Below are 16,842 nucleotides of genomic sequence, written 5' to 3' on the forward strand. Positions count from 1 at the left end.
TAAGATGAAGGTATTATTAAATCAGACAGTAGGAATTGATGTTGCACAAAATGAATTAGTTGTATCGCTTGGTAGAATGGATGAACAGATCAGCATAGAAGTCTATGCCTACAAAGTATTTCCCAATACTAAAAAAGGGTTTTCAAGTCTTGTCGCCTGGGTAAATAAACAGACATCAACTAGAACAGAAGTACGGTATGTAATGGAAGCAACAGGAGTTTACCATGAATCCTTAGCCTACTATCTTTACAGTATTCGAAAACAAGTCAGCATCGTTTTGCCAAACAAGATCAGTAATTATGCAAAAACACTTGACATAAAAACCATTATTGATAAGAGCGCTTCACAAGCGATTGCTAGATTTGGTTTAGAAAGGCAATTGGAAGTGTGGCAACCTCCTTTAAAAATATTTAATGATTTGAGACAGCTTTGTCGGGAACGTGAGCAGCTTGTACATGAGCGTACAATGTTGAAAAATCAACTGCACGCAGAACGTACTTCTGCAACTTCAAGTGAAAGCTCAGTTAATCGAACTAAAAAAGAATAGCTCTTATTGATTTGCAGGAAAAGGAGATTAGAGGCGAAATTGCTATCCTCATCAAAGGAGATAAAACTCTAGTAGAAAAGATGAAAATAGTATATTCAATTCCGGGAATAGGAAATCTGACTGCTGTAACAATTATCGCCGAAACTAACGGATTCGAGTTAATAAAGAATAAAAGACAGTTGGTTAGTTATGCAGGATTAGATGTAAGAGAAAAGATATCTGGAACTTCAGTGAAATCCAAACCCCGAATATCCAAGCGTGGTAATCGGAAGTTAAGGAAAGTAATGCACTTTCCTGCACTGGCTGCAATAAGAACCGATGAAAGGTTTAGAGATATTTTCTTAAGAATAGTTTCAAGGCATGGAATTAAAATGAAAGCTATAGTTGCCATCCAAAGAAAACTGCTGAAACTGACTTTTATCTTATGGAAAAATAATTCCTATTATAATTCAGAGCACGAGTATCAAATTATTCCATTTCAGGAAGTATCATTATAAAAAAGGGGAAGTTTATAAGTCACTCCCCCTATAATGTGTTTAAGAGGTTTAGCTTTTAGCTCAAGCCCTCAACTCTTTTTACATTTTATTTATTTGTAATATTTCTTTTTAAGCCACAAGCTTATCTTTACTAATAATATCAGAACGGGAACTTCTACCAATGGCCCAATTACGCCTACAAATGCCTGAGGTGACTGGATTCCGAATACAGCTATGGACACTGCAATAGCTAGTTCAAAATTGTTTCCTGTGGCTGTAAATGCAATTGCTGCATTTTTGTCGTACGGAACATTCAAAGATTTATTGATAAAGAAGCTTACGAAAAACATTAGTACAAAATAGATGACTAACGGTATAGCGACCGTAATGACATCCATTGGCAACTCTATTATTTTATCACCTTTAAGACTGAACATTAATACTATGGTAAACAATAATGCGTATAATGTAATCGGCGATATTTTGGGCACAAATTTACGGTTATACCATTCAATGCCTTTGGATTTAACAAGTAAGTAACGGCTAAGAAAACCAGTCAAGAAAGGGATCCCTAAATAAATCATTACACTTTCAGTCACGTCTTTTATAGATACGCTTACATTGAAACTTGCCAAGCCTAATCTGTTTGGCAGTACATGGATAAACAGCCAAACTAAGAAACTATAAGAAAATACCTGAAAGATGCTGTTTAATGCAATTAATAAGGCTGCATATTCTCTGTTACCTTTTGCAAGGTCATTCCATACTATGACCATTGCAATACATCTTGCCAAGCCTATCAATATCAAGCCAATCATATAATCAGGCTCATTTCTTAGAAAAAGAATGGCTAATCCGAACATTAAAATAGGCCCGATAATCCAGTTCAATAATAAAGAAATACTAACAACTTTTGTATCCTTCAATACTATAGGCAGTAACGAATAATCCACCTTTGCCAGTGGCGGGTACATCATCAATATCAAACCTATTGCCAACGGAATATTTGTAGTGCCGACAGATAGTGTATTTGTAATATTTGAAATACCCGGAAAGAAATATCCTAAGCCTAGGCCAAGAGCCATAGCTAGAAATATCCATAAAGTTAGATATCTGTCTAAGAATTTTAGTTTTGGTTGCATCGGCTATGTAGTAATTTTTGAAAAAACATAAAACATTTCCGATGCTATCTGTAAGCTTCTTTTTGAATATATCTTTGTCTGTTCGGAAGTGTTATCTGAAATTTTAGGATCTTCAAATGTGATGGGAATTCTTTTTTCCGCCCCAGCGATAAATGGACATCCACCATCTGCTTGTGAACAGGTCATTATAGCTACAAAAGCAGAGACTGGATTAAAAGGATTGTCATACTTTTTAGAAAATCCAATTATCGGTTGGGAATTATCACTATATTTTATAGCATAAACAGGATTGGAGCCATCATTTATTTTGAAAATATTAAATCCCTGATCGGATAATGTTTCTGCTACTTTTGGAAATAATGCGGTTTCTTCAGTACCTCCTGAATAGCAAATCACATTCTCAATACCGAAATGAGAGGCTGCTACTTGTGCCCAAACCTGTGATAAATGACTCCTTCGCGAATTATGGGTACAAATGAAATTTATATTTATTTGCTGCTTGCTATTTATTTTTAATTGAATAAAATCAATCAACGGCTGCAAGGTACTTTTACGCTCATCGTTATTGATTTTCTCCCATTCTAACTGTTGAATTGTCTCTGATAATGTTGGATACATAGATATTCGATTTAGGGTTTAACAGCATCCTGAATTTGGAGTGCATGAATTTGATTGATTTGCTGTTAATTCGGAAAGGCTTTTGTTTTGTTTTTCAGAAGGAATTCCGCAAGCATCCTGAGCCAAGCAGGCAGTCGCTTTGTTTTTCAGTACAAATGTATTTCCATTGAAATCCAAATCGTATTTACCAATAGTATCGCTTTGATATTCCACTTCTATCTCCGCATCTTCAATTTCTAATTTATCTTCTGAAAGTTTAATTATACTTAATAGCTTTCCAGGTTTCAACCTATGCTCATAATCATCAGCATTCCACAATTGAAAGTTGACTACTTTTTCCTTACGGATTACGCCGCCACAATCAATAAAATTTTTGATTATTTGCCCCACTTCAGTAACGTGAAAGTGTTCAGGAACAAATGTTCCATTTTCTAATTGAAATTCAACATTTTCTAATGCTGGTAAAATTTCTTTGATTTCCGATAATTTCATAATACTAACTTTTAAAATGATAATTAAATAACGATATATAGCAATATAACGATGTTAAAGTGTAAAAAAATGCCTTAGCAGCACTGCTTTACGTTTACATCCTGATTGAAAAAGCCATTAAATTCCTCTTGAAATTGTTTCCATACCAGTTCGTCGATACAATAACATACAGATTTACCTTCAATTGAACCTTGGATAATTCCTATGGTTTTTAATTCTTTTAAATGTTGTGAAATAGTTGCCTGTGCTAAACCTAATTCCTCAACCAGATCATTACAAATACATGCTTTTTGGTTGATAATATATTGCAGGATTGCTATTCTGGCTGGATGCCCTAAAACTTTAAGAAGCGATGCAAGTTTATTTTGCTCGTCTTTATATATTTCTGTTTTTGTTAATCCCATTTCTAAATTTATTTACATCGCAATATTACGATATTAAATTTAAATACAAAAGATTTTTATTTTTTTTGAAAGCTCACTATTATTCCCTTTACAAAAACTTGGATCATAACACAGAATCTTTTCTTATAACTGATGAGCTTATAGAGAACGGTAGCTTGAAGAGTGCATAAATTTGAAAAAAAATATTTTTGCAAAATCAGCGTCAGTTTTCTAAATTCGGACCTGCAGACTCTGTATTTAACAGCCTTTGTCGCAAAATTTGAAACTATCATTGTGATCGCCATATATTTTAGTTCTGAATTCTGTTATGAAAACTATTATTTACAAAACCAAAAACCAAAAAAATCAATTTATTGTTGCTGTTTTCCTTTTCATAGCTTTTTGCACCGGCGTAATGCCTGCCGTCGCACAAAAAGGGAGCTTATCAGCGAATCTAATCAACTTAGAAGCAAGTGCTGCGGAAGTGTTCCGCTATCAATTGGAGCTCCGACAGGCGTATGAAAACCCGACGACTTATGAACTGAGCGCAGTCCTGCCGGATGGCTGGCAGGCAAATTTTACGGCGCAAGGAAGTGCGGTCCGCGCTATCCAAGTTAATAATAAGGATCCTTATCCAATTAGCGTGGAGATCTACCCCTCGCATTCCGTCAAAGCAGGCACCTATCCTATTCGGATCATTGCAAGGGCAGCTGCAGACACACTCTCGGTGGAACTCCAGGCAGTGATCAAGGGCAATTATAAGGTCTCCCTCAGCACGCCAGATTCGCGCCTTAATGAGACTGTGGTCGCCGGAGGCACGAAAACCATCAAACTCCTGTTAAAAAATGAAGGATCGTTGGATCTTAAAGACATCGATCTGAGTTCTAAAGTTCCTTCCAACTGGGAAGCACAGATTAATCCTGCCAAAGTCGAAACGCTTGTGTCTGGAGCCATGCAGGAAGTCACGGTGAGTCTCAAAACGCCGGAGAGAACGATTGTCGGCGACTATATAGTGACTGTCGAGGCAAAGAACACGCACGGCAATGACTATAAGGATATTCGAATAACTGTCAAGGCTTCCCTTTTATCGGGATGGTTGGGGATATTGGCCATTCTGATTGCCGTGAGCTTAGTCTATCTGCTGATTAAAAAGTATGGTCGCCGCTAACGATGGTTGATCTGGGACTCTGTTAAACCTTAAACATCAGAAATGCAAGAGACGATCATTGAATTCCAATCCGTGAGCAAACGTTACGGCAATCACCACGCAGTGCAAGACTTGAATCTGCAGATTACCAAAGGTGAAATTTTTGGTCTACTTGGACCCAACGGAGCAGGTAAAACGACGACCATGTTCATGATCCTAGGACTGATAGAACCTACCCAAGGCCAAATCAATGTGATGGGCCGTTCTCCTTATCGCTCTGCCATCCATGTCAAGCGCGAGATCGGTTATCTGGCCGATACTATAGGATTTTATGAGCAAATGAGCGCAAAGGACAACCTTTCTTTCATTGCTAGGCTCAATCAGGTTCCTAGCCAACATTTGGCCAGACGTGTGGACGATCTGTTGGATTTAGTGGGGCTATCAAATGTTGCAAATAATAAAACTGGCACATATTCCAGGGGAATGAAACAACGTTTAGGAATTGCGCAAGCACTAATCAAGCGTCCCCAAATTTTGATTCTGGACGAACCTACATTGGGCTTGGATCCGCGGGGAGTTGAAGAGTTGCTAAATCTAGTGCAGCAATTGAACCGACAGTATGGTATGACAGTAATCATTTCCTCGCACCAACTTGATCAAGTGCAAAAAATCTGTCATCGAGTTGGCATTTTTATGCATGGAAAACTCCAGGCCATTGGAAGTATCAAAGAGCTTTCTGAGCAGCTCTCACTACAACTGGGGCATAACTGCATTATCAAGTGGCATAAAGAAGCGACAGTGGACACCAAAGCGCTTGATGGTTTGCTCAGATCGCGTTTTACATGTTCGCAGATAAGTTGGGAACAGAACAGCCTAAGCATTACCACAACCGAATATTTGACTCCACAGTTGGTAGCCTGGTGTTCAAGTCAAGGCTTACCTATCATGCAAGTACAAAGTAATGAATTGACATTACAAGAAATCTACGGCAAGTATTTTGAAAATGAAAAAAGCAGAACAAAAAGCACCGCTATTTGATGTCGGCACGTTATTTATGACGCGTAACATCTGGCGCGGTTCAGATTCAGATCCACGTACAAAAGCGCCTATCTTTACTCTAGTGAGCAAAGAAATCCGCACGGCCATCCGGAGCTGGAAGTTTATTATATTAGTCGCACTGATCACACTGATTTTTATAGGTTCAACCTATGTATCGCTGTTAGCGATCGCAAAATTTAGGGAGGCGACAAGCAACGAAAACTTCCACCTATATCTTAAGCTATTCACCGCCAGCGAACAGTCGATCCCCCCTTTTTATGTATTTCTTAATTTCTTAGCACCACTGCTTGGCATTGCTTTAGGTTTCGATGCAATCAATGCAGAGCGCAACAACGGAACCTTGATACCTTTACTCTCTCAACCGATCTATCGTGACAATGTACTACTGAGCAAATTTGGACCGTTAAGCGTAATTACTGTGCTATTCCTTTCGATTACCTTATTGATGTTAGGGACCGTGATGCTACTGACCGGTGTTGCGGTCAGCCCTGCGGAATTCATTCGTATCCTACTCTTCGTGTTGGTAAGTATAGTGTATGTTGGGTTTTGGTTAAGCCTGTCCATCTTATGCTCCATTATTTTTTCCCAACCATCTACCTCAGCAATGGCAGGGATTGGATTTTGGTTGTTTTTTTCGGTATTCTACCCGATGCTGGTCAGTTTGCTGATGAGCTTTCTAGTTGGCAATCCGGCTAATTTTTCCGAGCAGCAGTATTTCCATTATGCAGATATCGCATTAAACTTATCGAGGATCTCTCCGAGTCAGCTCTATAATGATGCTACAGCAGCCCTGTTAACTCCCTCCATCAGAAGTCTAGGGCCAATGAGCCTACAGCAAAGTTTCGGCGCCTTGCCCACGGATCTCACAATCGGCAATTCGCTAGCGGTCATCTTTCCACAGCTCAGCGGGCTAATGGCGAGCACAGTCGTCTTATTCGCAGGATGCTACTTCTTATTTATGCGCAAAGAGGTCCGAGTTTAGCCTTGCGGCATAAGATTTGTCGCTAAGAGAAATCAGAAAGGTAGCCAAAAGTTGGCTACCTTTCTGATCGCATACAACCAATGATTTCTCGACAGTTCACTCCAGATTCACTCATAAGGATCACCTAATTAACTTAATGAGTTTTTTTAAATCTGTAGGATATTCCTTTAGCGTCTCTAGAATGAAGTCTTCTGCTTTTTCTTGAGAGTAGTTCTCTTTTAGGTATTGCGCATGTTTCAGAATAAACGCGTTCAAGTTTAATTTCTTTGAGTGGTGCATGTGAATTTTAAAGAAAAACAATTCAAAACGTTAATCGTGCATTTTCTTTGAAAATCTAGTAGTTATACGTTCAGGCCCGAATTAATCTCAAGCGTTCAAGTAGAACTCCATGGAAAATATGCTTAAGGTATCGTACCGTTAAAGTAGTGAACAAGTTTTAATGAACCTTCTCAACACCTCTAATGCTGAAATGTGATTGAGGAGAAACTATTTAACTCTTCCATTCGCTTTTGGAGCATGTGCAAATTGTCTTTTGTCTATCGACTAAAAGCGAAAATAAACTTCTCCATTTGCACACTCTTATTAAGTTTAACTTAAGAACCTAACGTTCAGGAATCGCGTTTTAGCCGCCATGCATATTCCCTATCTTTAGCTTAATTTGATCAATAACCCTAGATTCCAAAACAATTGCAAAAACCATTGTTATTCGAATTCATCCCCATATCCATATTTCCCTTGGGAAGTTTGAAATGTAATATTTCAATTTACATCAACAATCAAATATGATTTAAAAACATTGTACTAATTCGACAAAGAACCCGCTACCAACGGCGGAATAGATCCGTTCAATGCAGTGTGCGATAATCAGTAGAAAAAAAACTTCAATTCGCTCAATTATGTGCAATTACACTGTTCAGTACACCCATGTATGGTTGAACGAAAAAAAAGGGATATGAAGAATAATAATTAGGCGACAGTTTTCCCAACCTGTCGTCGTTTTGTTTTCATAGTTTGCACCAAACTACTTTTTCTGCCTTAGCTTAATTAAGTAGTTCGTGAATGTAATCTAATCGCCTAGCAACCCAAATGCAGTACAAATTATGAAAAACGTGTTCATATTTCAACTATACTAATTATTTTGGGATTTATATTCAACAGGTTATGAATCGAACAAACAAAGCCGCTTTAAAACTTCTTGGGAAAGCAAAAGAAGATTTTCATAAATGGGCAATCGAAGAGTTCGGCAATGATCTGTATGATTTAGATTATTGGCACTATAGTGATAAGTTAAAGTACTATTCCAAGTTTTTTAAAACGCCAATTGATAATTTTAAGGACCTACATACGGAACTAAAAAAATACAATGCAAAAGAAAGTAGTCTATAAAATTACTTACCCCAATGGGAAAATTTATATAGGTAAAGACCTCACCAATACATTGAATTACTTCGGAGGTGCCAACAGCCGATTGATTGCTGCTGATTTCACCCAAGAGCAAATGGTGGACTTCACTATACGCAAACAGATTCTTTGGGAATCCTTTACAGCGGATATAAAGGAGGTAAATAATGTAGAGGTTGAATTGATTAGGAAACACCAATCGAATAATCCGGAGATCGGATCTAACATTTGGTCTAAATTTAGTCTAAGCACACCGATTAGTCTTTACTCTACAACCGCCAACAAGCCACCGAGAAAGCTATTGAAAGCACTCTTGAGTTGTTTAATGGAAAATAGTATATTTGAGTAAATCACTAAAACAAATAATTATGACGAGAATGGCTCTTATTCATTATTTTAAGCAAGACGAATTTAGTGAACAACCTTTTGATGAAATCGCAGAGGAACTAGCTGGTGTTTTTAGGAATACCGATGGAATTAATACTTATCGTTATTTAGGAATTGACCCCCATCCACAATCAGACGGAACCGTTAGAGTGTATTTTGAATACGAAATTGAAATTACAGACCAAGCCTAACCCACGAGTTAGGCTTTCTTAATCCTATCCAGCTCCCCATCACTCCAAGTCAACAAGTCCGACGGCACTAGTACTCCCGAATCGTCGTCTAAATTATTAAGGTATTCCCACAGATCGCCTTTCACCACGGCAGGCACTCCCCTACGGATGATATGATACCCTTCGTCAATAAGCCGTTGTATTTCTTCTTTTTTCATATCAAGTAAACCGCGCTATTGAAAAATAGTTTGCAGCCGGCACGCGGAATGTTACTAATATTTTTAGTAAATCAACAAAGATGAAACCATTAGAGATCCATTGTCGAAATAGAGTGATGGAGTCAAAATATCGTGCGCGTTAGATAAAAGGATCACGGTGCTCAAATGAGGATTGTAATTGTTCGGGTTCAATGCCTAACCACCAAAGGAAAAATGGAACATCAAAATTTAAAATACTTTCTAACTTATGGTATTAAAAAAAACGACATCTGATAGTTCGCATAAATCCTTAACTATAGAAAATTAACAAAACCTTCTGGCAAATTTTCGTAAAGAAATATCTACAATAAATATTAATCATATGACTATTTTTTTTAACCAATAAATATGATGGTATTTTTGCACTAAATCACAACTATTTATTAACGCATTAGCGTACTATTGAACATGATAAAAAAGAAATATACCCGTCCTACAATCAGCAAATTAATAATTGAACTTGAATCTGGCATTTGTGCTGGATCTGCAATAGTTCGTCCTCAAAATTCCAACCAACAAATATTGGAGGAGTGGGATGAAATTGACGAGCCCGTAAAAAACATTGATTGGTAATATAATTTTAGAAAAATGAATAATTTCAACTCTATTAATATAATCATATTTTTATTGACAAGCTTTGTTTTATTGTCTTGTAATAAAGAAATAGTGAATGAAAATTCAAATGGGAATGCTATGATTGCAATTAGCATATCGTCGTCGGAAGATGTGGATGACGAATCTAGTTCATCGAAAGTGGATCAGAAAGCTTCGTCCCTTATCTCCAGTAATATTAACGGGAACTTGCCGTTCTCTGATTACACACAAATAGAATATTCTTTTAAAGAAGATAGTAAGCAATTGCGTTCTAAAGTCCACGACATAAGTGGCGAATCAAAGGCGGTTATTAACAGAAAACCTTTAGGAGGCAATATATTATATAAGGTTTTGGTCTATGACCAAAACGGAGATTTTGTTACAGAACGAAACTACAATTACGGATCGGAATCTACTGTAAGTCCGTTATTATTAGATAGTGATAAAACATATACATTCTTATCATTCTCTTCGAATTCTAGTTCTATTCTTCCCAATATATTAGAGAAAGAAAAGTTATCTACCGTAAAGTTGTCAAATGTATCAGAAGATTTGATGACATTTAGCAAGACTATGAAGCTAACATTTGGGACTAATTTATTAAGTATCGTATTAAAACATAGATATAATAGAATTATTACTCAATTGACCGCTGATCCAAGCACCGTCGGAACTTTTAATAACATTTCAAACGCGTCTATTAGGCCTGCCTTTGATAATGCTACGTATAGCTTTGCTAACGATACATTTCAATATGGAACTCAAAAACAAAATGGATGCCCAGTAATTTTCGCTACCGATCAGCTTGGAACTAGAAACGTTATTAGTAACCCTACATTGGTGATTTCTCCACTCAATCTTAATGGATCAATAAATTTCGGAACGATTTCAATCGATGATGAAACAAAAACAAATTTTTCCATTCCGAACGTTAAATTAACTCCTGGAGTGAGTTACACATTAAAATTGAATTTTAGGACGTGTACAGAAAATGTTGGAAGCGTCCAGGGTATGAACTGGAATTATCAAGAAGCTTCAAATTGGGGAATAAAAGGTATTTGGAAAGATGGAATTTTTTATCGTAATGGAGAGACAATTTCAAAATCGATAATCGCACCTGGAGCAGATTACGGGTTCGTTTTTGATATAACAGATCTTGACAATGGATTCAATATGGAGCTTAATGGGGTAAGACTAGCAGCAAAAGAGATTCAATTTCAAAGGGTTGGTGGGTCATCTGCTCAAAATATTCGGTTTAAAGACAAATCACTTTATGAAGGCATCAATAGTGAAGGTGGAAATAATATTGCAGAAGTATATAATATGAAAGGGACTGTTGCCAACCCTTTGGTCAAAGTTGTGATTGGAAAAAATGGTGAAGTAACGTTGTATGGTAGTAAGATATCTGGCGGACCCTTATACGAACTGGAACTTTTCAATGGCAACTATTTCAACACTTTTAAATGGAATACAGCTTCTCAAGGGAATAATGTGATTAAGGTCACTCAATTGGTAGACGGTCGAACCATATTAATCGGAAACGGAAGCGGGAAAAAGAAAATTGCCTGTAGTTAAATAAAGCTTGACCCAATTATTGAATGGTGACAATATGCTGGATTTATAAAATCATGTAGGGTTATGATCGATTTCAATATTTTGAATACCTATAATTTGAAGGTGTGAGAACCTTATTGATTTGTAATTGTATAGTTTATAACATTCAACCCTCCCAAGGTTGATTCATAAATAGTGTGTATTGGATGATGCAATCTGCATCATCCATTTTTTATGAATACCTTAAAATTTTAATCATAGCATTCTATTTTAATAGTTAAAAAGAAAGCCCCAATAAAGGGGCTTTTTCGTTAATCATGTCCTTCTGTCTTTACAATCTTGTTGTAAATACCTAGAAGTAAAAACGGTGCTGCCCATTGCCCGATAAAAAGCGCATCTTTATCGTCTTTCCATCTGCTACATTTCAGAGCTGCTGATACGCCCATAGATAAAAGCGCAGCTCCTAAAAATACCACCGAAGGTATTTTCGCTGTCTGACTTTCTATAGCCTTGCTTACTTGGTCTTCGTTTGCTGTGTTTAGTGCCATAAGTTTATAATTTAATTGTGATTTTATTTTACAACAAGCTGGACGTTAATCAGTTTTAAAAAATGTCAAATTATATTTTATCAACTTCCAAACCTTTATATAATCGGTTTGTAGTACTTATTATTACAACCATCCTCAAAACATTGATGCTCGTAACATACAATGCTTATAGCTCCGCAATCGTGGGGCTTTTTTATGCAGTTCACTAAGCAACGTAGTTCATATAACAGAAAGCCCCTTTGTTGGGGTTTGTACTATCCAGTATAGTGATGATTGGTATAACCTAGCTTAATGTCCTGCTCTATATTAATTATTACTTGGACAATCTCTACTTTATCGGTTATGCTATTTATTTCGAGTATTTTATCTATTCTGTCAAAAATATCTGTGGTTTTCTGTCCTCTAAAATAGTTTACAAGATCCATTCTTAATTGAGTGAGTATATCATGCCGTGTGTTGCCTCCGAATACCACTTTACCAGTAGTTATTACTCTTACCTTTGACCTCCCCTTGAAATAATCTGCGTAATTATTTAATTTCTCCAAAATATCAACATCTGAACTAATATCCAATCTTTTTAAAAACCTCTCTGAGCTTATAATCATAATATTTCCGTTTGATTTACACAAAGTTACCCGCTTTGAACCAGATACACAAGGCACCTAAAATTGTGCGATTTAGTATAATTTTATTGCTCAAAATACTCTGTAAACGCTCGTGTCCTTTCTAATGTGAAATTTATTTTACAAAAAATATTTGAGATTATTAACATTTAGTAATATGCTTGTAATGCAAATTATTTTAAGAAAACATTTCGATTCCTAAAAAATCAAATCAAGTGAACGGGAAAAGATGTGGAAAAAATTGCCTCGACACCTCGAGAGACGGTCGGGGCTTTTTTATAGGTCATACCCTCGAGTAATCCCCTCCTTATGGGAGAAACAAGTAGGGAGTGAGCCTGCCAAAGGGCGGCCTGACAAAAAATAATTTCGAAATGTCGAAAAAAACAATTTGCAACCAAAAGACGACGAGATGGTTATTTTTAGAATGACGATTACATTACCAGATGGACGCGTTATTCGTAGTAGAAGTGGGAGACCATTACCTATTACCGTTAAAAAATCGTAACATTTAGTTACTGTTTATAGAAGCCAAAAGTTATGACCTTAAATGAGTAGGCTTCTTTTTTATAGCTTCTCTATTACTTTAATGTAGAATCCGTCGTTAATTTCAAATGTAGTATCTAGCCACACAAATAAATCAATCATCTTCCGATTAAACCAAGTAGTTCAAGTAACTTCACCCGTTTCGTCATTGTACCAACAACGAAAACCGTAGCTTTCTGCTAAGTGGGTATATCCTTCCATTTGTGCAAACTTAGTAAGGATTAAACAAATTACACACCAAAAGGTTTAAATAGGATTTTCGTATTACTCGCGAAATAACTGTTTTCCGCTTCTTACCGGCCTCTCGCCCCCTTAAAAAACCACCATAAAACACCAACAACCACTATAAGGAAAGCAATACCCCAGTCAATCTTGCAGAAGAATACTGCCTACACATTGGGTTTGCTTTCGCTGCTGTTAGATGACGGGGCCTGACTTCGGTGCTGTTCCTCAACAGGCGCAACTTGCTTATCGGTCGAATCCTGGTTTTCCTCCTGTCGTTCCTTTGTAGCATCCTTTCGTTCGGTGATCTTTTCCTTTTCTACCTTTTCCACTCAATCCGGTTTAGTTTCTATTTCGATTGTCAGCGTTTTATTAAGTGTATCGAGAATAGCTTTTACTTGCTGACCTGCAGAATCTCTAAGGAAGTTTTCCCCAGGTTTTAAATCCTCCTTTTGGGCGGTAACCCGGATCCTACTACCCTCTCGAATTGTCGTGGTAGTCGTTTCCCTTTCCGTTACGACAGTTCCTTTGTCGACTTCCTTTTCCGTGATCTCGGTTTTCGCGCCGGTGGATTCGGTTAAAGTCTGCTCAACCTTTGCCCCCTCAACAATCTTCAAAGAGGACGATTTCTTTTGTTTGTTGCGAAGCGTACCACATGATGCAGCGGCCATCACCCTGGCAGCGATTGCTAATAATTTAACCCCTTTCATCTATCGCTATTTTTAGCCTGTCTAATGAATTATTTAAACTGTCTAATGACTTTATAAGTGTTGGTTGCTTACGTTGCTCTATCGGCTTGCTTTGCCTAGATGAGGTAATGATACCCCACCATATCAACATCAGTAATATTAATGTCTTTCTCATTACTTACCTCGAATCTTTTGAACGATGGTATCGACTCTGTTTAATGCTTTGTCCACTCCTTCGCGGACTCCTTCCTGCTTATTTTCTACGACCGCAGGAACGCTTTCCTCAACTACCCTAGGAACTTGCCTGCGTACTTCTTCTACGATCTTCGCAACTAGGTCCTCATTCATGGTTATGGATCTTATACATCAAGTAGATATTGAGCAATATGGATAATGTTGCAACCAGAGCTACGACATCCTTATACGTTAGTCCAAATATCTTTACAACCCCGTCGACCTTTCTGTCGATCATATCTTGCTTAACCTCGCTCATTCTCTTACTTACTGAAATATAAATCTGCTTCCGCTTTTGTTCTTCTTCGCAATCCAGCGAAACCTTTTCCCCCTGCCTTGTTCTACTTCGCAAATTCTTCACGTGTGTTCGGATCGCTTGGGTTGATGTTGAACTTCTTCAATAGCCTCGATTTGCTGAGATTTGCCCCGCCCAAATTAAATATGAAACTTACTAGAGCATCAAATTGGTTTTGTGTCAGCTTGAACTTAACCAACCGCAATAAATCCCCCTCATAACCTTTCAAAATCTCCTTCAGCATACAAGCAGCCTGATGTTCTGCCTACGATCGGTCCTGCATCGTTACCTTTCGCCTGTTAGGCAGGCAATACGTAAACCCGTATCCGATCGTCGAGATATCAATCGGGTCTTTGTATGGTTTACCGTAGAACCCCTCAAAGCTCTTAATGAGCGCTAATCCCTTTTCCCCCGTTTTCATTTCTCTTTCTCCTTTATGATATTTCAACTTTTACTTATATTGTACCTTTATCATTAGTTTAGTGTGAAGAGTCCAAGAGCCTCCCAGCTCATTGGGCTTATTTTAACCTAGCGGAATAGTGGCCGCTAGGCTTTTTTTTATTATCTTTGAAATAACATTTCAATGATAAGTTAATTAGTGAGCCTAGCGGAGCCAGAAACCGCTGGGCTTATTTTTTTAAAAGATTTTCCAGTACATTTATATAGACATTGTTTTCGAAGAGCAATGTTTCCATTGAGCCTGACGTTTCACAATTCGTCGGGCTCTACCTTTTTGACCCTCTCTTCAAAAGCGAATCTTTTTAAAATTGGCCCGGTGTTTGTCAAATACTAATCGCTGTGTAACCCTCCCGAAAAGTCGGACTGTTTGAAATGCGAAAATTCGTAACTTAGAACAGTACAATGAAAAAGACAAGAATCAGCGAGAGCCAGATCGTTTCGGCGATCAAGCAACATGAATCAGGTAAATCCACTTCTGATATCTGCCGGGAGTTGGGTGTCCACCAAGCCACATTTTACAACTGGAAGAAGAAGTATTCCGGGATGGACAGCCAAGAGCTGCGACGTATGAAGGAACTTGAGGAAGAGAACCGCCGTCTCAAACAGATGTATGCGGACCTTGCCCTAGATCATAAGATCCTCAAGGACGTACTATCAAAAAAGTTCTGAGGCCCTGCCAGCGCAAGGATATGGCTGCTTATGTGATTTCGACGCACCGGATCAGCATCAGCAGGGCCTGCAAGATTGTCAATCTTCCCAAGTCAATGTATTATTACAGGAACAAGAAGGATGACAGCGAAACGATAGCGAAGCTCCGAGAGCTGGCCGATCGGTATCCAACCGAAGGACAGGACCTTTACTATTCACGGATCCGACACGAAGGACTGAAGTGGAATTACAAACGAATACGCAGGGTGTATCAACTCTTGGGGATGAACCGTCGCAGAAAGACCAGAAGACGACTTCCGGCCCGGGTAAAGCAACCATTGTCGATTCCAGAAAAGCCGCTTAGAACATGGTCTTTGGACTTCATGAGCGATGTACTGACCAATAAGCGCAAGTTCAGGACACTGAACATCATTGATGACTTTAACAGGCGGGCAATAGCTATTGAGGTTGCACATAGTATGCCAGCAAGCAAAGTAACCTATCTATTGGAGCGCATCATAAAAGAGCAGGGAAAACCTTCATGTTTCCGTACGGATAATGGTCCAGAATTTATCAGCAGGGAATTTCGAGATTGGTGTGCTGGCAAAGAAATAGAGATACAGTATATCCAACCAGGCAGGCCTATGCAAAACGCTTACATTGAACGTTTCAACCGCACATTTCGGGAAAGTATCCTCGATGCCTACCTCTTTGAAGACACTCTACAAGTACAGATACTTGCAGAAGAATGGATACAAGATTACAACTACAAAAGACCACACGAGTCATTGGGAGGGAAAACCCCAATGGAATACGATGCCCTGCCGGCGGCATGTTATCAATAGGTCAACTTTAAAAAAGATTGACCTATTGATAACAACTATATTTAAATTTGAAAACTCGCCTGGATGCCAGTCCGAAAATAGGGAGGGTTACAGCTGCACGTTCTAAATATTTATTTTAAAGCCTTAGAATTTTCACTAACTTTAAATATCCGTTTCCATTATTGGAAGTATATTTTATATTAGAGAGCCTAACAATAAGCAGCTGTTAGGCTTTCTTTTTTGGCGAACCATTTTTTTCAGTATATTTGAAATAGGATTTATATTCATATGTTTATTTATTAGCCTAGCGTTACATTCATGCTAGGCTTTTTTGATTAGAAATATTTTTCTACATTTACGCTCACACTAGTTTCATAGGGTTAGTGTAAATATTGCAAAGCGTGGGGCTTGTGCGTGGCTACAAACAAGCTCCCTTTTTTTAACCTTCAGTAAAGCCGTATTAAAGATTCCTTCTAAATTTCCATCGGTTTAGCTTTTTTCCTTAATTTATTTCACTACATTTATATATTAAAATTTTGTTAATAGGG

General features: G+C 37.8%; 21 protein-coding genes and 1 pseudogene. 11 read left to right on the top strand and 11 right to left on the bottom strand.

Going from position 1 to position 16,842, the window contains the following annotated elements; genetic code table 11:
* Positions 1 to 4: 4 nt before the first annotated feature.
* Together QYC40_RS16780 and QYC40_RS16785 are read left to right on the top strand one after the other, a co-directional pair.
* Entirely contained in the window at positions 5 to 547 is a 543-nt protein-coding gene (locus QYC40_RS16780) for a transposase (RefSeq protein ID WP_301991357.1), read from the top strand.
* Positions 548 to 558: 11 nt separating this feature from the next.
* Entirely contained in the window at positions 559 to 1,044 is a 486-nt protein-coding gene (locus tag QYC40_RS16785; RefSeq protein ID WP_301991358.1) for an IS110 family transposase, read from the top strand.
* A gap of 89 nt (positions 1,045 to 1,133) precedes the next feature.
* Here QYC40_RS16785 and arsB read toward each other — a convergent pair whose 3' ends face one another.
* The 4 genes from arsB to QYC40_RS16805 form a co-directional block, all read right to left on the bottom strand.
* Entirely contained in the window at positions 1,134 to 2,165 is a 1,032-nt protein-coding gene (gene arsB, locus QYC40_RS16790; RefSeq protein ID WP_301991359.1) for an ACR3 family arsenite efflux transporter, read from the bottom strand.
* A gap of 3 nt (positions 2,166 to 2,168) precedes the next feature.
* A complete protein-coding gene (locus QYC40_RS16795; RefSeq protein ID WP_301991360.1) occupies positions 2,169 to 2,783 on the bottom strand; it encodes a low molecular weight phosphatase family protein in 615 nt (204 codons plus the stop codon).
* Positions 2,784 to 2,801: 18 nt separating this feature from the next.
* A complete protein-coding gene (locus tag QYC40_RS16800) occupies positions 2,802 to 3,275 on the bottom strand; it encodes a DUF6428 family protein (protein ID WP_260040930.1) in 474 nt (157 codons plus the stop codon).
* A gap of 74 nt (positions 3,276 to 3,349) precedes the next feature.
* Positions 3,350 to 3,679, bottom strand: coding sequence for a helix-turn-helix transcriptional regulator (locus QYC40_RS16805; RefSeq protein ID WP_301991361.1), 330 nt, complete (start codon positions 3,677 to 3,679; stop codon positions 3,350 to 3,352).
* Positions 3,680 to 3,986: 307 nt separating this feature from the next.
* Here QYC40_RS16805 and QYC40_RS16810 point away from each other — a divergent pair, with 307 nt between their 5' ends.
* From QYC40_RS16810 to QYC40_RS16835, 6 genes are all read left to right on the top strand, one after another.
* Entirely contained in the window at positions 3,987 to 4,826 is an 840-nt protein-coding gene (locus tag QYC40_RS16810; RefSeq protein ID WP_301991362.1) for an NEW3 domain-containing protein, read from the top strand.
* A gap of 42 nt (positions 4,827 to 4,868) precedes the next feature.
* Positions 4,869 to 5,843: an ABC transporter ATP-binding protein gene (locus QYC40_RS16815; protein ID WP_301991364.1), complete on the top strand. Its 975-nt coding sequence runs from the start codon at positions 4,869 to 4,871 to the stop codon at positions 5,841 to 5,843.
* Positions 5,809 to 6,846 carry an ABC transporter permease gene (locus QYC40_RS16820; protein WP_301991365.1) on the top strand — a complete coding sequence of 346 codons (1,038 nt, stop codon included), beginning with the start codon at positions 5,809 to 5,811 and terminating at the stop codon, positions 6,844 to 6,846. Before QYC40_RS16815 ends, QYC40_RS16820 begins: the two co-directional genes overlap by 35 nt.
* A gap of 1,161 nt (positions 6,847 to 8,007) precedes the next feature.
* Positions 8,008 to 8,232: a hypothetical protein gene (locus tag QYC40_RS16825; RefSeq protein WP_301991366.1), complete on the top strand. Its 225-nt coding sequence runs from the start codon at positions 8,008 to 8,010 to the stop codon at positions 8,230 to 8,232.
* Positions 8,210 to 8,596, top strand: coding sequence for a hypothetical protein (locus tag QYC40_RS16830; protein WP_301991367.1), 387 nt, complete (start codon positions 8,210 to 8,212; stop codon positions 8,594 to 8,596). The genes QYC40_RS16825 and QYC40_RS16830 overlap by 23 nt, the downstream gene beginning before the upstream one ends.
* Before the next feature lie 19 nt (positions 8,597 to 8,615).
* Entirely contained in the window at positions 8,616 to 8,825 is a 210-nt protein-coding gene (locus tag QYC40_RS16835; RefSeq protein WP_301991368.1) for a hypothetical protein, read from the top strand.
* A gap of 8 nt (positions 8,826 to 8,833) precedes the next feature.
* On the opposite strand, the gene QYC40_RS16840 is transcribed toward QYC40_RS16835, so the two are convergent.
* Complete coding sequence (locus QYC40_RS16840) at positions 8,834 to 9,022, bottom strand: hypothetical protein (RefSeq protein WP_301991369.1); 189 nt, start codon at positions 9,020 to 9,022, stop codon at positions 8,834 to 8,836.
* Between the two features lie 627 nt (positions 9,023 to 9,649).
* Here QYC40_RS16840 and QYC40_RS16845 point away from each other — a divergent pair.
* Entirely contained in the window at positions 9,650 to 11,230 is a 1,581-nt protein-coding gene (locus tag QYC40_RS16845) for a hypothetical protein (RefSeq protein ID WP_301991370.1), read from the top strand.
* Between the two features lie 290 nt (positions 11,231 to 11,520).
* Here the strand turns inward: QYC40_RS16845 and QYC40_RS16850 are convergent, their stop codons facing one another.
* The 6 genes and pseudogenes from QYC40_RS16850 to QYC40_RS16875 form a co-directional block, all read right to left on the bottom strand.
* Positions 11,521 to 11,757 carry a hypothetical protein gene (locus tag QYC40_RS16850; protein WP_301991372.1) on the bottom strand — a complete coding sequence of 79 codons (237 nt, stop codon included), beginning with the start codon at positions 11,755 to 11,757 and terminating at the stop codon, positions 11,521 to 11,523.
* A gap of 254 nt (positions 11,758 to 12,011) precedes the next feature.
* Positions 12,012 to 12,362 (bottom strand): hypothetical protein, encoded by a 351-nt coding sequence (locus QYC40_RS16855; RefSeq protein WP_301991373.1) that lies wholly within the window; start codon positions 12,360 to 12,362, stop codon positions 12,012 to 12,014.
* 1,115 nt (positions 12,363 to 13,477) lie between these two features.
* Positions 13,478 to 13,855: a hypothetical protein gene (locus QYC40_RS16860; protein ID WP_301991375.1), complete on the bottom strand. Its 378-nt coding sequence runs from the start codon at positions 13,853 to 13,855 to the stop codon at positions 13,478 to 13,480.
* A 153-nt stretch (positions 13,856 to 14,008) separates the two neighbouring features.
* Positions 14,009 to 14,182, bottom strand: a complete 174-nt coding sequence (locus QYC40_RS16865) for a hypothetical protein (protein WP_301991376.1) — start codon at positions 14,180 to 14,182, stop codon at positions 14,009 to 14,011.
* Positions 14,175 to 14,327, bottom strand: a complete 153-nt coding sequence (locus tag QYC40_RS16870) for a hypothetical protein (protein ID WP_301991378.1) — start codon at positions 14,325 to 14,327, stop codon at positions 14,175 to 14,177. The genes QYC40_RS16865 and QYC40_RS16870 overlap by 8 nt, the downstream gene beginning before the upstream one ends.
* A gap of 82 nt (positions 14,328 to 14,409) precedes the next feature.
* A pseudogene (locus QYC40_RS16875) lies at positions 14,410 to 14,610 on the bottom strand (glycoside hydrolase family protein); the annotation flags it as partial.
* Positions 14,611 to 15,224: 614 nt separating this feature from the next.
* On the opposite strand from QYC40_RS16875, the gene QYC40_RS16880 reads away from it, so the two are divergent.
* Complete coding sequence (locus QYC40_RS16880) at positions 15,225 to 15,491, top strand: transposase (RefSeq protein WP_206366949.1); 267 nt, start codon at positions 15,225 to 15,227, stop codon at positions 15,489 to 15,491.
* A 20-nt stretch (positions 15,492 to 15,511) separates the two neighbouring features.
* Positions 15,512 to 16,315, top strand: a complete 804-nt coding sequence (locus tag QYC40_RS16885) for an IS3 family transposase (protein WP_301991380.1) — start codon at positions 15,512 to 15,514, stop codon at positions 16,313 to 16,315.
* Positions 16,316 to 16,842 lie beyond the last annotated feature (527 nt).

Source organism: Sphingobacterium sp. BN32 (assembly GCF_030503615.1).
Classification (GTDB): Bacteria; Bacteroidota; Bacteroidia; order Sphingobacteriales; family Sphingobacteriaceae; genus Sphingobacterium.